This is a genomic window from Neochlamydia sp. AcF95 (assembly GCF_018342455.1).
Classification (GTDB): domain Bacteria; phylum Chlamydiota; class Chlamydiia; order Chlamydiales; family Parachlamydiaceae; genus Neochlamydia.
On sequence record NZ_JAEMUC010000037.1, the window covers coordinates 12,708 to 29,547 of the forward strand.

The following is a 16,840-nucleotide window of genomic DNA, read 5'->3' on the forward strand; positions in this document are numbered from 1 at the left end:
TTATAAAAGCTTAATTAAATTATTTTATAAAAATTAAACCATCTAAATTTATTATAACATAATTCATATATTTTAATTAAAATTTATTAATTTTAGATAACAAATGAAGATTAAACAATTGAAGTAATCAAGAAAAAAAGAGTCATTCATTCTCTCTTTACGCTTTATTTCCTATCTACTATACTTCGCCCACTTAATCAGGAGATCTTTTACCATGACCATTCCCTCAGCACCCGGCGTGTTTGATATTTTGCCTATAAGTATAGAAGAGCCTTGGCGTAATTCCTACCTATGGAATTATATTGAAAATATTATACGTGAGACTGCTACCTCGTATGGTTATAAAGAGATACGTACTCCTATTTTTGAAAGAACTGAACTGTTTATACGAGGAGTAGGTGAATCAAGTGATATCGTCTCCAAAGAAATGTATACCTTTCAAGATAAAGGAGATAGATCTCTTACCTTACGCCCTGAAGGAACAGCTCCTGTCATTCGAGCTTTTATTGAGCATCAACTTCATACTCAAGCCCCTATCCATAAGATGTTTTATATAGGGCCTATGTTTCGTTATGAGCGCTCTCAAGCTGGGCGTTATCGTCAGCATCATCAATTTGGTGCTGAGGCAATAGGAATTTCAGCGGCAGAGCAAGATGCCGAACTTATCGATTTAGTTTATAATGTCTATCAAAAATTGGGATTAAAGAATCTACAGGTTCATATTAATTCTTTAGGCAACCCAGAAAGCCGCAAATTATTTAAAGCTTCTTTGCAAGCTTATCTAAAGGGCCGTTATGAGCAGTTATCTAAGGATAGTCAGCGGCGTTTTACCCTCAATCCGTTAAGAATTTTTGACTCTAAAGAGCCTCAAGACCAAGCCATTATAAAAGATGCTCCTCATATATTAGACTTTTTAGACGAAGAGAGTGCCAAACACTTTGCAGCAGTTAAACGCCTCCTCAATAAGCTCCACATTCCTTATTCTATTAACCCAAGGCTTGTACGTGGCCTTGATTACTATAATAAAACTGTATTTGAAATTACTTCTGGCGAGTTAGGCGCTCAAAATAGTGTAGGAGGAGGAGGTCGCTATGACGGCTTAATGAAAACCTTGGGTGGACCCGATCTGCCTACTATAGGATTTGGAACGGGCCTGGAAAGAATTTTACAAACCATGTTAAAGCAACAAACTTGGATCCCACCTGCTCCGGCTTTAGAGATTTTTCTTATCCCTCTGGGAGAACAAGCTAAAGAAGTGTGTTTTTCTCTTTTGCAGGACTTGCGCCTCCATGGCATTCCTAGTGACATGGATTTGAGTGGCAAAAAATTAGCCAAGGTCATGCACTATGCGAATCAGCTACAGGCAAAACATGTGGTCATTATAGGGGAAGAAGAGCTTAAAAACCAAGAAGTTAACCTTAAAAATATGCATTCAGGAGAAAGCGTAAAAATTCCTTTAAACAACCTAGCGAAAATCTTAAGGCTTGATTTTAAAAATGAGGATTTTTTGAAATTAATCATGGATATTAGTCAATCTTTAAAAAATTCTCACGCTGTGGAATTTTTTATCCAGAAACTAGAGCATAAAGTAGAAAGCACTCAAGAAATGGTAGAGGGCCTTAAAGAGACAATGTTAAAAATGAAAAAAATTACTGATTGTTAGAGGAGTTATATGGTTACTTATCGCCGCACATTTAATTGTGGCAGCTTACGAAAAGAAAATATTGGGCAGGCGGTTACCTTGGCCGGCTGGGTTCATCGTCGTCGAGATCATGGAGGCTTAATATTCATTGATTTGCGTGATCGATTTGGTCTTACCCAGCTGGTTTTTGATCCTGAAAAAAATCCTCAAGCTCATAGGGATAGCGAAAAGCTACGCTCAGAGTATGTTATCGCCATTCAAGGAACAGTTATCCCCCGGCAAGAAGGCATGGCAAATTTAAAGCTTTCCACAGGGGAAATTGAAGTGCAGGTTCTTACAATTGAATTGCTTTCTAAAGCCAAGACACCTCCTTTTTCTATCTGCGATGAGCAGATTGAAGTGAATGAGGAATTACGTCTTAAATATCGCTACCTTGATATTCGACGTGGTGAGATCGCCAACAGGCTTGTTAAAAGGCATCAAGCGATGTTAGCGACAAGGCATTATCTGGATGAAAATGGATTCCTTGAAATTTCTACCCCACTTTTAGGAAAATCCACCCCTGAAGGAGCCCGCGATTATTTAGTCCCTTCTCGCATTTACCCTGGGTCCTTCTTTGCTCTTCCTCAGTCTCCGCAGATATTTAAGCAGCTATTAATGGTAGCTGGCATGGATCGTTATTTTCAGATAGCCCCTTGTTTTCGCGATGAAGATCTACGTGCAGATCGCCAGCCAGAGTTTACCCAAATAGACCTAGAAATGAGCTTCGGAACAGCAGAAGATCTCATCCCTCTCATTGAAGGCTTATTAAATAAAATTTTTAAAGCTTGTAATGAAATGGATATTCCTGTGGGTTTTCGCCGTCTTTCCCATCAAGAATGCCTGAAACGTTTCGGCACCGATCGTCCAGATATGCGTTTTGGCATGGAACTAGTTGAGCTGCAAGACCTGGCTGCCCAATCGACCTTTGCTGTTTTTCAAGAGCAAATCAACAGTGGAGGCACGGTAAAAGGTTTATGCGTTAAAGGCGGCCAGGATATTTCGCGTAAAAACATCGATGAATATACTGATTTTGTGGGACGTCTAGGAGTAAAAGGGCTCGCTTGGATGAAAATGCAAGAAGGAACATTATCCTCCAGCATTGCCAAGTTTTTCTCTAAGGAGCTGCAGAAAGAACTTATTCAAAGAATGGGCATGGAAAATGGCGATCTTCTTTTCATGATCGCCGATTCTAAATCTCGTACTAACCAAGCATTAGACCATCTAAGGCGACGATTGAGTCGAGACAGAAATTTAATTAAACCCCATCAGCTAGAATTTTTATGGGTGACAGATTTTCCCCTATTTGCTTGGGATGAAGACAACCAACGGTTAGTCAGTGAACATCATCCTTTTACCTCCCCTCATCCAGATGATTTGCCTCTATTAGATACAGATCCATTAGCGGTACGTTCATCAGGCTATGATATTGTGCTTAACGGCTATGAAATTGGAGGAGGCTCTCAGCGCATTCATAATAGTGACTTGCAAAAGAGAATATTTGAGCTTCTCAAATTATCCGCCGAAGAGCTAAAAATTAAATTTGGATTTTTTCTTGAGGCTCTTAGCTATGGAACTCCTCCCCATTTAGGAATCGCTCTAGGGTTAGACCGCATTGTCATGATTCTAAGCCAAACAGAAAACATTCGTGATGTGATCGCTTTCCCTAAAACTCAAAAAGCTAGCGATTTAATGCTTGAATGTCCTGCAAACGTTTCCTCTGAGCAATTAAAAGATCTTAAATTAACCATCGAAGAACCTGGATTTTCGTGGACATAATTTAGGTAATTAACCTAACGTGTTGTATATTCAAAAAGAATGGAGGTTTGATCGCGCTATGCTAAATAAAACAAAACTTTTAACTTTGGCCGGTATTAGTACCGCTCTTATACTAGGAACTTTAGTTGCTCATGAAGATACAACGTCTCATTCAGCGAAAAACTCTCTTCCTAATGCCAATAGCCACGCCAGTTCTACTACTGAAGTCGACATGAAAAAGCTATCTGAAGCTTTTGGTCACTTCATCGGCAAAAACTTAAAAAGCCCTGGGGTAGCCTTTGATTTAGATAGCATTATCAAAGGCATGCGTGATGGAGCAGAAGGTAAGGCTGGACCCATGAGCGATCAAGAATATGAAGCTCTTATGTTTAAAGTGCAAGAGCAGGCTTTTGCCAAGTTATCAGAGGATAATTTGAAAGCTGCGGAAGCTTTTATGGCAAAAAATGCTCAAGAAACTAATGTACAAACAATTGTGCCAGGAAAACTGCAATACATAATCCTACAAGAAGGCACTGGCACGGCTGTAGATGAGCATGGCACTCCTAGTATTAACTATACGGCCAAATATATTGATGGAACTGTTTTCGATAGTTCTGAAGCCACAGGAGGACCGGTCACCATTCCCTTAGACCAGACAACCGCAGGTTTTAGCAAAGGAATCAATGGAATGAAGGAAGGCGAAAAACGACGTTTATTTGTCCATCCAGATCTAGGATTTGGTAAAACAGGCCAGCTACCCCCCAATTCAGCTATTATTTTTGAAGTTGAGGTAGTAAAAGCTAAAGGAGATACAAAAAATTTGAAAGATATCCCTGAGGCCACTGAGGAAGAAATGCTTTTACTTGAAGAAAGCGAAGCAACCGACTCAAAAAAATAAATTTATAAAATAAAAAGGCTGCATAGCAGTAAATATGCAGCCTTTTTACATCTTTTACCCTCTATATTTATATCCTGTGAAAGTAGTTCTTTATCAACCCTGCATCCCTCAAAATACTGGCAATATTGTACGCACATGCGCAGTAACTGGCAACGACCTTGTTCTAATTCCCCCTTTGGGGTTTAGTATAAGTGATCGATGGCTCAAAAGATCGGGTTTAGATTATTGGGAAGGCGTCAATGTTCAACTTATTGAAAACCTAGAGGAGCTGCTAGAAAGTTCTTGCCACTCTTTTACTTTTTTCTCTAGTAAGGCCACCCGTTTACATACGGAAGTGAACTATCAAGCTAATGATTATCTTATTTTCGGTTCTGAAACAGCAGGATTACCGCCTATCTTTTTCCAAAAATGGCCAGAGCGCTTTGTACGCATTCCTATGATTGAGGGAGTGCGTTGCTTAAATCTAGCCACTTCCGTAGGAATAGCTGTCTATGAAGCTTGGAGGCAAAATCATTTTAAGCAAGCAAAAGACAAAAAAAATTAATTAGGCTAGAGCGCGAGCCTTTTTGCCTTACAGGGCAAAAGGGCCCCCACTAAAGTGGTCTGCTTTACTCTTTTCTACCTAAACGAATAGATGAGCTACACCTACCCTCTTTTAAAATTTAAAGGCTCACCGTAATAGCCTCTTTAAGATCTTGTTTAGATTTTACTCCTACAAAGCGTTTAATTTCCTTGCCTTCTTTAAAAACGATAAGTGTAGGGATAGAAGTTACACCATATTGAGCTGTAACTTTTTGAGCTTTTTCAATATCTACCTTAGCGATAGTAGCTTGTTCGGCCAGCTCTCCTGCTAATTCTTCAATTATAGGGGCTATCATCTTACAAGGACCACACCAATCAGCAAAGAAATCTACCAAAGTCACGCCTGTTGCTATAGTGGTTCCAAAGTTATCATCATCTAAATGCTTTAAATGTTCTGACATGCAATTCTCCTTAAAATGTATGGCATCTTCAAATGTATCTTATCCTATGCTGTTATTTTTGAGCGAGGTTCAAAAAAAAGATTACAAGAGAATTTTTTTATAAAGCAAGAGCATTAAAAAACTTAAATTTCTTTAATGGATAAAAGCTTTAGCTCTTAAAAGTATAGGTAGCCTTCATAATTAGAAGGTATTGTTCGCTTAGAGCTTTGGACTTGTCTACTTTAAGAGAATGAGGGCTGCTTATCTTAAGGGCTTCTCTTCTACATTTTCTTTTGCTGAGGACAACTTACGGGCTTTTTTGCCAAAAAATTCACAGTAAGCGGGAGTGTTTTTTTTCAAAATGAGAAGTAAATATCATTAAAAATTTTAAGATTTTATTTAATCTTTAAAAGCTTTCTTCGTAAAAAGTTTTCCCTTCTCTTAAAAACACAAAAAAGCCTCTTATCAGGGTGGAGAGATTACTTATCACCTTTGTTATGCATTTTTTTTAATTTTTGATTAAAAACTTCATAAAATTTAAGCATTAACTTTTTTAATGCCTTAGGACTTCACAGCTTAAATGGCAATGAAGGAGTGTATCCTTAAATTTTGCTTAAGTAAAGGCACCTAATCATCCCGCCATCTTATAAAGCTGAAAAAACAGGCTTCTTATGGCTAGCTTAGCTATATAGACAAAGCAGCGAAAGGCTTTTTATGATTTTTAAATTCCTTTAATCCAATCTTTAAATTCAAAAGATATATGTTGAGTTTTACAAAAGCTTTCATTATTATCTTTTCAACCGTTTGGTGGCCATTTTAATGATATCAGAACGTATATTTACGCTTATTCATCTTACTTGTTTCCTACTTTCCTTCACCTTAAGTGCTAATGAGGATAGGTTAATGCCCATAAAAGAAATCCCTTTAATCCTTAATATGGAGAATTTAGAAGATCTTCCCAAAAATTTTCGGATGACTACGCCCTGTTATCTAGCTAAGCACAGCAATCCTTCTCTTCCCTCAGTCGAGGGTCTTCTCAATTTAAATGCTTCGGCAAGCGGACAGTTTTCGGCAAATGGCCTTCTTCAAATTTTAAAGACTATTCCTTATAACCGCATTATGGTTATTGATTTACGTGAAGAATCCCATGGTTTTATCAATGGCATGGCAGTGAGCTGGTATGGCGAGAGAAACTGGCATAATAAAGAAAAAACTTTTGAAGAAATTCAGTGGGATGAAAATGAAAGATTGCAAAAGCTGTTAAGAAATAAGCAGGTGCATCTTCATGACAAATATACTTTTAATCCTTCCTCTACTGTGCATGTTAAAGAAGTTTATACAGAGAATGATTTAATCTGCAAAATGGGAATTCACCATGTACGCCTTCCGTTGACCGATCATGTTAAACCTGGCGATGAGCAAGTCGATCGTTTCATCGAACTTATAAAGGCTTATCATTTGACCCACGAAAATCCTGGTTACTGGCTCCACTTTCATTGTGCTGCGGGTAGAGGGCGAAGCACAGCCTTGATTGCTATGTACGACATGATCCGCAATGCTTCAAAGGTTTCTTTCAAAGATATCCTTAAACGCCATGCCCTGATTGGAGGCAAAGATTTAACAGTGCCTTTTGAAGTAAACGACTGGAGATACCCTTACCATTTTGAAAGGCTGGAGTTTATGAAAAATTTTTATAAATATTGCCTAGACAATCCTAACCTCGAGCAAAAGTGGTCCTCTTGGATTAGTAAACTAAAATATTAACCCCCTTTTCCTTAATTTTAATATGTCACACTCCCTACCTTATCTTGTCTTAGCCTATTACCATTTTCCCCATTTACCTGATCCACACGCAGAAGTAACCGCCCATAAAAAGTTCTTTGAGGGACGCGATGTCACTTGCCGTATATATATTTCAGAAAATGGAATTAACGGCCAAATGTCAGCCTCTCGGGAAGATGGCCAAGCTTATATGGATTGGATGCATGCTAGGCCAGAATTTAAGGACATGCATTTTAAGCTTCATGAGTACCATGAACACGCTTTTCCGCGCTGTACTGTCAAATATCGCAAGCAACTGGTAGCTGTGGATGAAAGAATAGATTTGAGTAAGCGCGGTGAACATGTCTCCCCTCAACGATGGAAAGAGATGCTGGAAAAAAAAGACGACCATATTCTCATTGATGTAAGGAATGATTATGAGTGGAAAGTTGGCCACTTTGAAGGAGCAGAACTTCCTCCTTGTGAAACCTTTAAAGATTTCAAACATTACGTCGAAGATCTTAAAGAGAAAATAGATCCTCAAAAAACTCCCGTGATGATGTACTGCACCGGAGGAATTCGCTGCGAACTTTATTCTTCCATCCTTATTAAACAAGGTTTTGATAAAGTTTATCAATTAGAAGGAGGCATCATCAATTATGGTTTACAAGAAGGTAGCGATTATTGGTTAGGCAAACTTTTCGTCTTTGATGATCGCTTGACTGTACCTATCAGCAAGGAAGAGACAAAGACTATCGCCACCTGCCATCATTGTAACCAACCTTGTGATACCTATTTAAATTGTGCCAATATGGATTGTAACGATTTATTTATATGTTGTAATGAATGTTCAAAAAAGTATTTAGGGTGTTGCCAAGAGCAGTGTCAACAGGCGGAACGAGTACGTCCTTTTCAAGAAGATAGACCGCATAAGCCTTTTAGGAAAAAGCATAAATATATAAATATAGCTTCTAACACTCCCAAATAGGCTTTAAATAAGTATAAACGCTTGAAGGCTTGAACTTGTTTATATATATTTTATTCATAAGCTAGGAATGAAGGGAAATGTCTAGATTTTCCCTTTATTTTCCAGGCAATATCTAATAAGGCTTAGCATACGCTTTTGCGTTTCTTCTAGTACGACTGTCAAGCCAGGTTTAATACCTTTTTCTGACAGTTCAAAAGCTTTCATGGTATTGCAGATGCGGCCATCTAGGCGTATACCAATGCCCTTAAGGCCTACCATATTGCCCCAATCTCCAAACATCTCTAACGTCATTTCGCAAGCCGTAATCATAAAAATAACTTGTTTCTCAGGATAATGATGGACGATTTCAAAGATTTTTCCTCCTATATAATGAATAGTAGGAATAAATAAAGGAATAATCGTCTCTTTTTTAGAGGCATGGACCGCTTTCCCAATAAAACATTGTTGGCAGACAGCATGGGCAGGATCATGTATACATTGATCGGTGAAACGACCAGATGGGCATTCAAAAGGTTTATGGCAATAAGAAAACCCTAAAACTAGTAAAGTGTTAGGCTGTTTTAACAGCATTTTAAACTGTTCTTCATCCTGAAGGCCATAATAAAAAAAATCGCCTTCTTTTTTATAGGGCTTAGGCTTTAAAATAGATTTTAAAAAGGCCCATCCATATTTTAAAGGATGTTTAAAAAAGCCTTTACGTATAGCACCTTGATGATCTTGGGTGATCATCCACTTTAAGCTTTTCCATTTAAGGTTTTTAGAGGTCTCTTTGGTTATTCCAGGCATAGCAGGCAATTGCTTTAACCTCTTAATAGGATGTTCTTTTGCTGCTTTGCTAGCACGTTCATCCCAAGCCTGTTCAGCCTCGCTCCAGCTTGAATGCTCATTCCACATTTTAAGTTTATTCATAAAACCTGTTATGATTTATCTGTAAAAAAATTTAGTATATCTTTTCTTTATGATATAAACAATTAGTAAAATATTTATGCCAGAAATAGCTTATAGCATTGATAAAGCAGCATCAGAGAAAGAAGGATTGTTAGCCGTAGCGATTGTAGAAGTACGCCATGAAGGATTTAACACAGTTCTTCACTCTTTTAACTCCCCTGTAACGACCACCCGCTGGAGCCAATGGGCAACTCTCAAAGATAAAGATCCTCAGCGCATTCTTAGCTTAAGAGATGCTAAGCTAGTGGATGGGTATCTTAAAATTCCCTATACCCAATCCATTCAAGCTCTCAAGCTATTGGCAGCTTCAGGAAAGCTTTTTTATAATGGAAAGAAACTTATCTGCGATTTCTTTACGCCCGTAGAATTTTATTATCGCATTCATGATCAGAGGGCGCATGGAATGCTAAAGTATCTAGACCAAGAGTTTAATCTATCAGCTTGCGATTTTATTTGCCGAGGGTCCAACCATTGGTTCATCAAAGGAAATATTCTTAAGCTTATCCATACGGAGGTTACCTGGAAAGAACTTAAGCAGATTTATTACGAACCTCTTGAGTTTTCTTTAAGCTACTTACTTGAAAGCAGAAGAGCAGCAGATGCAGATGTAGAATCTCTTGCGCGGATTGTCTATACAGACAGTAAACAGGAACAGGATCAGCAGGCTCAGCAACCGTTGCCTCTGCTGATCCTTAAAGATCGCTCTGGGGCTTTTGCAGACCTGTGGATGGATTATGGTGAGGATAAGCAATGGCCCTTTCATGATAAAAATATTAACGCTCACAAGCGCGACGTTGGGGCTGAAAAGAATTGGGAGAAAGATCTTTTAGAGACAGGGTTTATCCAAAAATTAGTCGGCCACTCTCACTACTATTGCCCTCTTGATCAAATAGCTAAGTCATTAACATTTTTATTAGAGATTGGATGGCATATTAAAGATTACCAGAGAAAAAAAGTTTATCTTTTGACTCACAGCCATTTAGATATTTCTATGAAGGGAAAAGAGATCATCACGCGCGGAACCTTTCATTTTGATACTTACCAAGCTCCTCTTCAAGAAGTAGCAGGAGCTTTTAATAAAAGTGAGCGTTTTGTTCAAATTGGCGAAGAAGCTATAGGCTTACTTCCCGAAAAATGGGAACTTGAAGGAGTTCCTACTCTTTTTAAAGAAGGGGAAATTGTTACGGAAGGTATAAAGCTAAAAAAACATCAAGTAGGAGTTTTAGAGAACTTCTTTCAAGCTTCCTCTCATCTTTCTTTAGATGCAGCGACAAGCAAATTAAAAACTGAGCTGCAAACCTTGGCTGAACTTCCTTCTATAGATCCTAGCCCTTTATTTCAAGGTTCCTTACGTCCTTATCAGCAACAAGGCCTCAACTGGTTAAACTTTTTAAAGCATTATGGCTTTAATGGAATTTTATCCGACGATATGGGCCTAGGCAAAACCGTGCAGGTTTTAGCTTTTTTGTCTCAGTTAGAGCATTTTAAGCCTGTATTGATTGTCATGCCTACCTCCTTGATATTTAATTGGCAACGAGAGATCGAGCGTTTTCTCCCCCACAAAAAGATTATCTTACATCATGGCCCATTAAGAGCACTGACAGAAGAGGATTTAGCTAGTGATACTATTATTTTAACATCCTATGCTACGATGCGCCTTGACCTAGCATTATTAGCTCCTATTGAATTTGCTGCCCTTATCTTAGATGAAGCTCAAGCGATTAAAAACTCCCTTACTCAAGTAGCAAAGGCAGCTTATCAATTACAAGGAGACTTTCGCCTACTCTTAACCGGCACGCCTATCGAAAATCATTTAGGAGAAATATGGTCCCACTTTCATTTCCTCATGCCCGAACTTTTAGGCGAGGAGAAAGACTTTTGTGCTGGTTTAAAAGCAAGCCAATCAGATAGCCGCTACTTACAAAACATCAAGAAAAAAATTCATCCTTTTGTATTACGCCGAAAGAAAGCAGAAGTAGCCAAAGATCTTCCCGCCTGTATTGAACAAACCGTATGGGTAGAGATGACTCCCTCTCAAAGAAAAATTTATGATAGCTATTTAGCAGGAATTAAAAGCCATTTGTTTACCAAAATAAATATGGAGGGATTGTCAAAGCATCGCTTGGAGGTATTTGAAGCTATTTTAAGATTAAGGCAAATCTGCTGTCATCCTCTTTTAATTTCCTCTCAATTAAATGAAGATGAACAGCTAGAATGCACGAGCGGAAAAATGGAGGCTTTTTTGCAGGATGTGAGCAACGCGCTGGCAGAAAAAGATAAAGTATTGATTTACAGCCAATTTACTTCCATGCTGCATCTTATGGCTCGTGAATTTAAAGCAAGGCAGTGGAGCTTTGTTTATTTAGATGGCCTTACTAAAGATCGTGAAAAGGTTGTTAACCAGTTTCAAGAGAATGCCGATATTCCTTTATTTCTTATTAGTTTAAAAGCAGGGGGAACGGGTTTAAATCTAACCCGAGCCGATCATGTCATGATTTTTGATCCGTGGTGGAACGAAGCTGCTGAAAAGCAGGCCATTAACCGAGCTCATCGCATTGGAAGAAACACGCCTGTATTTGCTAAGCGGTATGTGACTATAGAAACTATCGAGGAAAAAATCATGCGCTTAAAAGAGCAAAAAAAGTCAATGATAGAGACTCTTTTTGAAGAAGAAGGATCCTTTGCTCAATTAACCTTACAGGATTTAACTTATCTATTAAATTAAGTAAGGTACTTACTTTGTAACGTTTTCCCTGTGCTGACGCTAGCAAAGCCCTTCTTTACTCCCTAGAATAAGAAAAAGCATTAGCCTTTTTTTTATTTCCTTTTTTTAAAAGCTAAAGTAGCCACCCTCTCTCCTTTAGGTGAATTAATAGGCTCTTTAAGGAGCTAAGCAGGCAAAAAAAGTAGGGAAGTCTATGCATACCTTTAACTTAGGATTCAATTAGGGGCTTAAAGGAGCCTTATCTCCTTTTTCTTTTCCTATGGATTGACCCCTGGATGTAAATCATTTTAAGCCCTTATTTGCTCTTCCCCAGTGAATGAATACCTTTAATGGCATGGCACCGGTTTATAGGCTTTCTTCCCCTTCTTCTCCAACATGCCCGCTTTGATAGATCTCTTGAGCGGTTAGCTTAACCGTCTCCAATCCTCCTTCAAAACCTACTAGACGCATCAGACGATCGACTTCATAAAGTTCTGAATACATTTGATCATTTACGGATTCTAATACGGCAATCTTTTTAATTAATTCTGCTTTAGTCATAACTACCTCCCTCATTAAAGATGTGATATACTTTCCTTAATGCAAAAGGCATGCCATTCGTTTAAAAAGAGAAAAATTTTATTTATCTCTTTCACTTTTAAAGCATTATAAAAATAGCCAGCCAATTTAAAGTCCCTTATTTAAAAAAAGCATTCGTCTTTTTAGCCAATTTCCCCTTTTTAGGGGGTTATTTTCTTAAGATTGTTTTACTTCCCTAATCTTTAAGGGCTAATATTTATAGCTAAATTTATCCACACGAAAACTAAAGAGCAGTTCTTTTAAGCGTTCATGGAATATAAAAGGCTTTTTAGAAAATATGGGTTGCTTGGTACGTACTGCAGGGATCACGTTTGCCAGAAGATCTAACATAAATTTACTTTGCCGATAAAGATTTGCGTTAGAACTAGGTAGAACTTTCTTCCATCTTTTGCCTAGGTTGACTGGCTATCTAGATATACCTTACATACAATGACAGGATTTCTTAAAGATTCTTCGGCGGCATCATGGGCTATAGAAATAGCAAGATCTCTCAAGTAGACACGAAAATGTTTGATCTGCTTTAAAAGTTTGTGGAAAAACTTCCGCAACTTATGAGTGCTAATCCAGCACGGCAGCGCTTGTCATCCTTCTTGTAGACAACACCCCTTAGGGTACCCCCCCGTCTAAGCACACTGGCTAATTTGGCCTTTTTCTAGAGGGTGTTTATCTTTAAAAGCAGCTTGCAAGTTAGCATATAGGGTTCCAAGACACCGTGCACCCCTCAAAGATGTATGGTGCTGTTTTGCTGGCCCTTGGCTATTACGGAGCCAATGAGCTTAAGCAATACTGTTTGATCTTTCCCTTAATTTGAGGAATAGTTGATCCTTGATCACTCGCTAAGCAATGAATCTTCTGACCAACTAGCACTTTTAGAGTAACGCCATTTTGATAAGCTCTTCATCCATAAGCAATCACATTTCCTACAACTAGTGCTAGCAAATGTTTGTGGGTGAGGGCCTGAAGCCAACCCGTCATATCTATACACAAAAGCTTTTGGGAAAATTAAAAACTTATCTTGGCCTTAAGCGCTACTCTTAGCCAGCCGTATGAACTAGGCAATTTAGCCGCTAAGATAGTCCCTATATTCAAGCTACCAAATTAAGTTAGAGGCATGTGCTTTGTAAGGCTCTTTTCTCTTTTTAACTTGGAGCAAAGCCCTTCTCTCTATATGACATGAAAAAGCACCAGCCATTGTTTTTATTTCTCTTTTTTTAAAAGCTGAAGTAGTCATCCTTTCTCATTTTGGTGAATTAGCAGGCTCTTTAAGGAGCAGGCAGGTAAAAAGATTAATGTGAAGAGAAGGGCCCATTCTTTTTATATGGCGTTTTTGTAATGACTTAAGAGCTCTTCTCTCTTTTTTATCTTCATTCCCCTCAATCCAGACATATAAACTATCTTGAACTTTCATCTACTACCTTCCTATGGGATAAATATTTTTAATTTCATTCCCCTGGTTTATAGGTTTTCTTCCCCTTCTTCACCAACATGCTCGCTTTGATAGAGTTCTTGGGCAGTTAGCTTAACGGTTTCCAGTCCCCCTTCAAAACCTACAAGACGCATCAGACGATCTACTTCACAGAGTTCAGAATACATTTGATCATTCACTGATTCTAACACGGCAATCTTTTTAATTAATTCTGCTTTAGTCATAACTACCTCCCTCATTAAAGATGTGATATACTTTCCTTAATGCAAAAGGCATGCCATCTATCTAAAAGAAAAAAAATCTTATATCTCTCTCACAGATAATAACTTATAAAAACGACATTGCTTATAGAGGATATCGCTAGACGCCTAGATTCTCGCAAGTACACTTATTTAGATTCCGTTTTTCTTGGTTTGAGGATGTCTGACCTTAAGGCGAAAATAACTAATATCTTCCATGGGCAGATAAAGTTTATACCCATGATGCTTTCTTACTCCTCAGTACTCTGCACCACGATCGGTCATCTTAGAACACAAATATCTTGTTCTTCAAGCCAAGCGATGACTGATCATTTAAACATATCCCTTGTTGCTCACGCATTTTTTCTATTGTAGGGCTTGATAGAAACTACCTTAAGATAAGTATCGATTGTTTACTATTGATAAACGCCTTCCACGTTTTTAATAGTTCCTACTTAAGCAACTAACTATGAGATATTAAATGCCTAGATGTTCAGTTTCAATTTCGCCATGCGCTTCTTTTTCTTCCCTGGCTTTGTAAGAGCTTGTAGCTGGTCTTTTATTAATACCATTCCTTCTTAAAGCCATCTTAAGCTTCTCACGTTTTTAAGGCTTTTTTTGAAAAAATTTTAAAGATTGCCTCTTGCGCCACGCAAAACATATCTGTCTCAGCAAAATGAAAGCTTCTTGTTTCTTCAAGCTCATTACATACTCTTAATTGTCTATATGCAGGCTTCTGAAAGGCAAAATCTACACCAATTTTTTTGATAAGCTCGCCCAATCTGTTTCTTATGCTAAGGCTTTTGTGGTCCTATCTTGAGAAATTGCTTCTCCACCTTTCTCATAAAAATTTTTGAATATAAAAGCTCTTTCAAATATCCCCTCATCCTAACAGAGTCCGAAATACATGTTTTAATGTTTCAGCTCGTTTTAAGAACATTTAAGCTTAATTTTTGATAACTTTTTGATGAGTTGCTAAACCTGATATTTTGGTTTGGGTCTTAAGTCCTTACCGTAACTTTAACCCTATCACTGTATGACATAACATCAAGCTTTAGGGCTTTTAAAGAATATTTTCTTTATTTCTGTTACAGTTAAGGACGCTCTATTACAAAGAAAGACCTTTTTAGAAAAATTTTCTCCTAGCTAAGCTTTATCTTCAGGGAAATTAGTAATAGTATAGCCTTTTTTTATAATTTCAGTAGCGGTAGCTTTAACTGTATCTACTCCCCCTGCAAAACCAATAAGCTTCATTAATTGATCAATATAAGTGACTTCTGTACTTAGCTGATCATTAATAGACTCAAGAAGAGCAATTTTTTGCTCTAATTGTTTTTTGTTCATTTTTTTCCTTCTTGCTTTCATACCTGATATATTTTTTATGAATCGTTAATTGTAATAATCGGAAACATTCCTATATCCGCTATAAATCATACCCTCTGCTGTGGTCTTAAGTGTAGTAATACCATTTGCAAACCCAATCATTTTCATAAGTTCATGAATGTTTTCAATTTCAGTTATTAAAACATCATTCATTGATTCCAGATGGGCTAGCTTTTTATGTAACTCAGCGTTTTTCATTTTAATCCTTTAAGGTATAGCAAAAAAAGACATCCTCTACTAAAACATTTGTATGTTAAATTTATTTAAAGAATCGATCAAAATCAGGTAAACGCTTCATAGCATTTTCTTAGCACATTTCTCAGTTTTTTCCCTAAGAATTTAAAAAATTCTTTATCATTCCTGAGAATGATCTTGTAAGATATCTCTGGCAACTTCTTTAACTGATGATAATCCTCGAGGAAAACCAACAGATTTAAGAAGTTTATCGATATAAGCCAACTCTGTACTTAATTGATCTTCTACAAATTCCAAATAAGCAATTTTTTTAGCCAATTGATCTTTTGTATCATTCTTCTTCATAGTAACCCCCTCTCCTTGTTGAGTGTTGTAAGATGATAAGCAAAATAGATGCCAAAGACAGGTACTATTTAAAAATATTTGGTTTGGGTGCATGAACGGCCTCTAACAAGGCAAATGCTCATGGTTTTAGAAAAAGCTTTTCTAAGCCTTTGATAGAGAAGACAAAGCCTGTAAAAAAAAAGCTTTATGAATTTGCGCTCTCTAACTCACCTTACACAGACATAGAATTTCCTTGTAAATTTTGTAGTTTTTGATAGGCCATCTGATTGGCTTTAAAGATTAGTTTATATTTTAAAGCAAAGTGATCGAGAAGGGTTTTAATTTTTAGAAATTCAAGCTTGCAGTAAGCAATAAGAGAGGCAAAAATATGATTTCTTTGGGAGCGAGCAATTTTGTTGGGTGACTTCTGTTGGGAGCAAACAATTTTGATGGGTGACTTCTCAAGGCTAGCATTCTGCTTTATCGATTTGTGATAATCTTTCTATGCGTCACCGTTTGTGGTAGACGTCATAGATAGGGTCATAATCATGATTTTAAGTCGTTAGCCACAATAGGGAGAATGCCTGTAGAGCCGTCTTCGTTCTTGAAAATCTTTGTGATTAAAACTATAGGAAAAGCTAGCTTTTTGAGCCTATCCCGATAATCTGCCTATCCAAAACATTATAAGACTAAAATTTAACAACCCTTTCCAATATTTCACTTGTCTTTCCCAGCGCACAACGATTCTTCTAAACTTTCGTTGTAGCCAAGATGCGGCTCTTTCAACTTGCCACCTCCATTTCTTGAGCTGGCAGACAATCACCTTAGCTTTCTTGATAGCCCCTATTCTTCGCCTAGGTATAAAGGGATATATTTTCCTTTTTAGCAACTTCTCTCTAAGTTCCTCTGAGTCGTATCCTTTATCAGCTTCTAAAATAGGTATGACTTGGCAGAATTCATAAAGCCTTTGCAG

The 16,840-nt window shown here is 37.6% G+C and carries 16 protein-coding genes and 1 pseudogene; 7 read left to right on the forward strand and 10 right to left on the reverse strand.

Annotated features, from left to right (window positions below; translation table 11 throughout):
* Positions 1-214 precede the first annotated feature (214 nt).
* The 4 genes from hisS to NEOC95_RS03515 all read left to right on the forward strand — a co-directional run bounded on the left by hisS (position 215) and on the right by NEOC95_RS03515 (position 4,881).
* Complete coding sequence (hisS, locus tag NEOC95_RS03500; protein ID WP_213151641.1) at positions 215-1,663, forward strand: histidine--tRNA ligase; 1,449 nt, start codon at positions 215-217, stop codon at positions 1,661-1,663.
* Positions 1,664-1,672: 9 nt separating this feature from the next.
* Positions 1,673-3,460 (forward strand): aspartate--tRNA ligase, encoded by a 1,788-nt coding sequence (aspS, locus tag NEOC95_RS03505; protein WP_213151642.1) that lies wholly within the window; start codon positions 1,673-1,675, stop codon positions 3,458-3,460.
* Positions 3,461-3,518: 58 nt separating this feature from the next.
* A complete protein-coding gene (locus tag NEOC95_RS03510; RefSeq protein ID WP_213151643.1) occupies positions 3,519-4,337 on the forward strand; it encodes an FKBP-type peptidyl-prolyl cis-trans isomerase in 819 nt (272 codons plus the stop codon).
* A gap of 76 nt (positions 4,338-4,413) precedes the next feature.
* Positions 4,414-4,881 (forward strand): TrmH family RNA methyltransferase, encoded by a 468-nt coding sequence (locus NEOC95_RS03515; RefSeq protein WP_166155553.1) that lies wholly within the window; start codon positions 4,414-4,416, stop codon positions 4,879-4,881.
* Between the two features lie 118 nt (positions 4,882-4,999).
* On the opposite strand, the gene trxA is transcribed toward NEOC95_RS03515, so the two are convergent.
* On the reverse strand, positions 5,000-5,320 hold the full coding sequence (trxA, locus tag NEOC95_RS03520; RefSeq protein ID WP_166155523.1) for a thioredoxin: 321 nt from the start codon (positions 5,318-5,320) through the stop codon (positions 5,000-5,002).
* An 882-nt stretch (positions 5,321-6,202) separates the two neighbouring features.
* Here trxA and NEOC95_RS03525 point away from each other — a divergent pair.
* Together NEOC95_RS03525 and trhO are read left to right on the forward strand one after the other, a co-directional pair.
* The gene (locus tag NEOC95_RS03525) at positions 6,203-7,063 is read left to right on the forward strand and encodes a phosphatase domain-containing putative toxin (RefSeq protein ID WP_213151644.1); all 861 of its coding nucleotides are present in this window, start codon (positions 6,203-6,205) and stop codon (positions 7,061-7,063) included.
* Between the two features lie 22 nt (positions 7,064-7,085).
* Positions 7,086-8,048 carry an oxygen-dependent tRNA uridine(34) hydroxylase TrhO gene (gene trhO / locus NEOC95_RS03530; protein ID WP_166155529.1) on the forward strand — a complete coding sequence of 321 codons (963 nt, stop codon included), beginning with the start codon at positions 7,086-7,088 and terminating at the stop codon, positions 8,046-8,048.
* Positions 8,049-8,129: 81 nt separating this feature from the next.
* Here trhO and NEOC95_RS03535 read toward each other — a convergent pair whose 3' ends face one another.
* Positions 8,130-8,957 (reverse strand): hypothetical protein, encoded by an 828-nt coding sequence (locus tag NEOC95_RS03535; RefSeq protein ID WP_213151645.1) that lies wholly within the window; start codon positions 8,955-8,957, stop codon positions 8,130-8,132.
* Positions 8,958-9,033: 76 nt separating this feature from the next.
* Between NEOC95_RS03535 and NEOC95_RS03540 the strand changes: the two genes are divergently transcribed.
* Positions 9,034-11,721: a DEAD/DEAH box helicase gene (locus NEOC95_RS03540; protein ID WP_213151647.1), complete on the forward strand. Its 2,688-nt coding sequence runs from the start codon at positions 9,034-9,036 to the stop codon at positions 11,719-11,721.
* A gap of 345 nt (positions 11,722-12,066) precedes the next feature.
* Here NEOC95_RS03540 and NEOC95_RS03545 read toward each other — a convergent pair whose 3' ends face one another.
* From NEOC95_RS03545 to NEOC95_RS03575, 8 genes and pseudogenes are all read right to left on the reverse strand, one after another.
* A complete protein-coding gene (locus NEOC95_RS03545) occupies positions 12,067-12,261 on the reverse strand; it encodes a hypothetical protein (RefSeq protein ID WP_166155538.1) in 195 nt (64 codons plus the stop codon).
* A gap of 1,276 nt (positions 12,262-13,537) precedes the next feature.
* Complete coding sequence (locus NEOC95_RS03550; protein ID WP_166155541.1) at positions 13,538-13,708, reverse strand: hypothetical protein; 171 nt, start codon at positions 13,706-13,708, stop codon at positions 13,538-13,540.
* 47 nt (positions 13,709-13,755) lie between these two features.
* Positions 13,756-13,950 (reverse strand): hypothetical protein, encoded by a 195-nt coding sequence (locus NEOC95_RS03555; protein WP_242678184.1) that lies wholly within the window; start codon positions 13,948-13,950, stop codon positions 13,756-13,758.
* Between the two features lie 1,161 nt (positions 13,951-15,111).
* Positions 15,112-15,309, reverse strand: coding sequence for a hypothetical protein (locus tag NEOC95_RS03560; RefSeq protein WP_242678223.1), 198 nt, complete (start codon positions 15,307-15,309; stop codon positions 15,112-15,114).
* Positions 15,310-15,354: 45 nt separating this feature from the next.
* Positions 15,355-15,546 carry a hypothetical protein gene (locus NEOC95_RS03565; protein WP_166157000.1) on the reverse strand — a complete coding sequence of 64 codons (192 nt, stop codon included), beginning with the start codon at positions 15,544-15,546 and terminating at the stop codon, positions 15,355-15,357.
* Positions 15,547-15,702: 156 nt separating this feature from the next.
* Entirely contained in the window at positions 15,703-15,888 is a 186-nt protein-coding gene (locus NEOC95_RS03570; protein WP_166156997.1) for a hypothetical protein, read from the reverse strand.
* 211 nt (positions 15,889-16,099) lie between these two features.
* Positions 16,100-16,518 (reverse strand): annotated as a pseudogene (locus NEOC95_RS09820) (hypothetical protein); the annotation flags it as partial.
* Between the two features lies 1 nt (position 16,519).
* Positions 16,520-16,840, reverse strand: a 321-nt coding sequence (locus tag NEOC95_RS03575) for a transposase (protein ID WP_213151650.1), incomplete at its 5' end; no start/stop codon positions are given.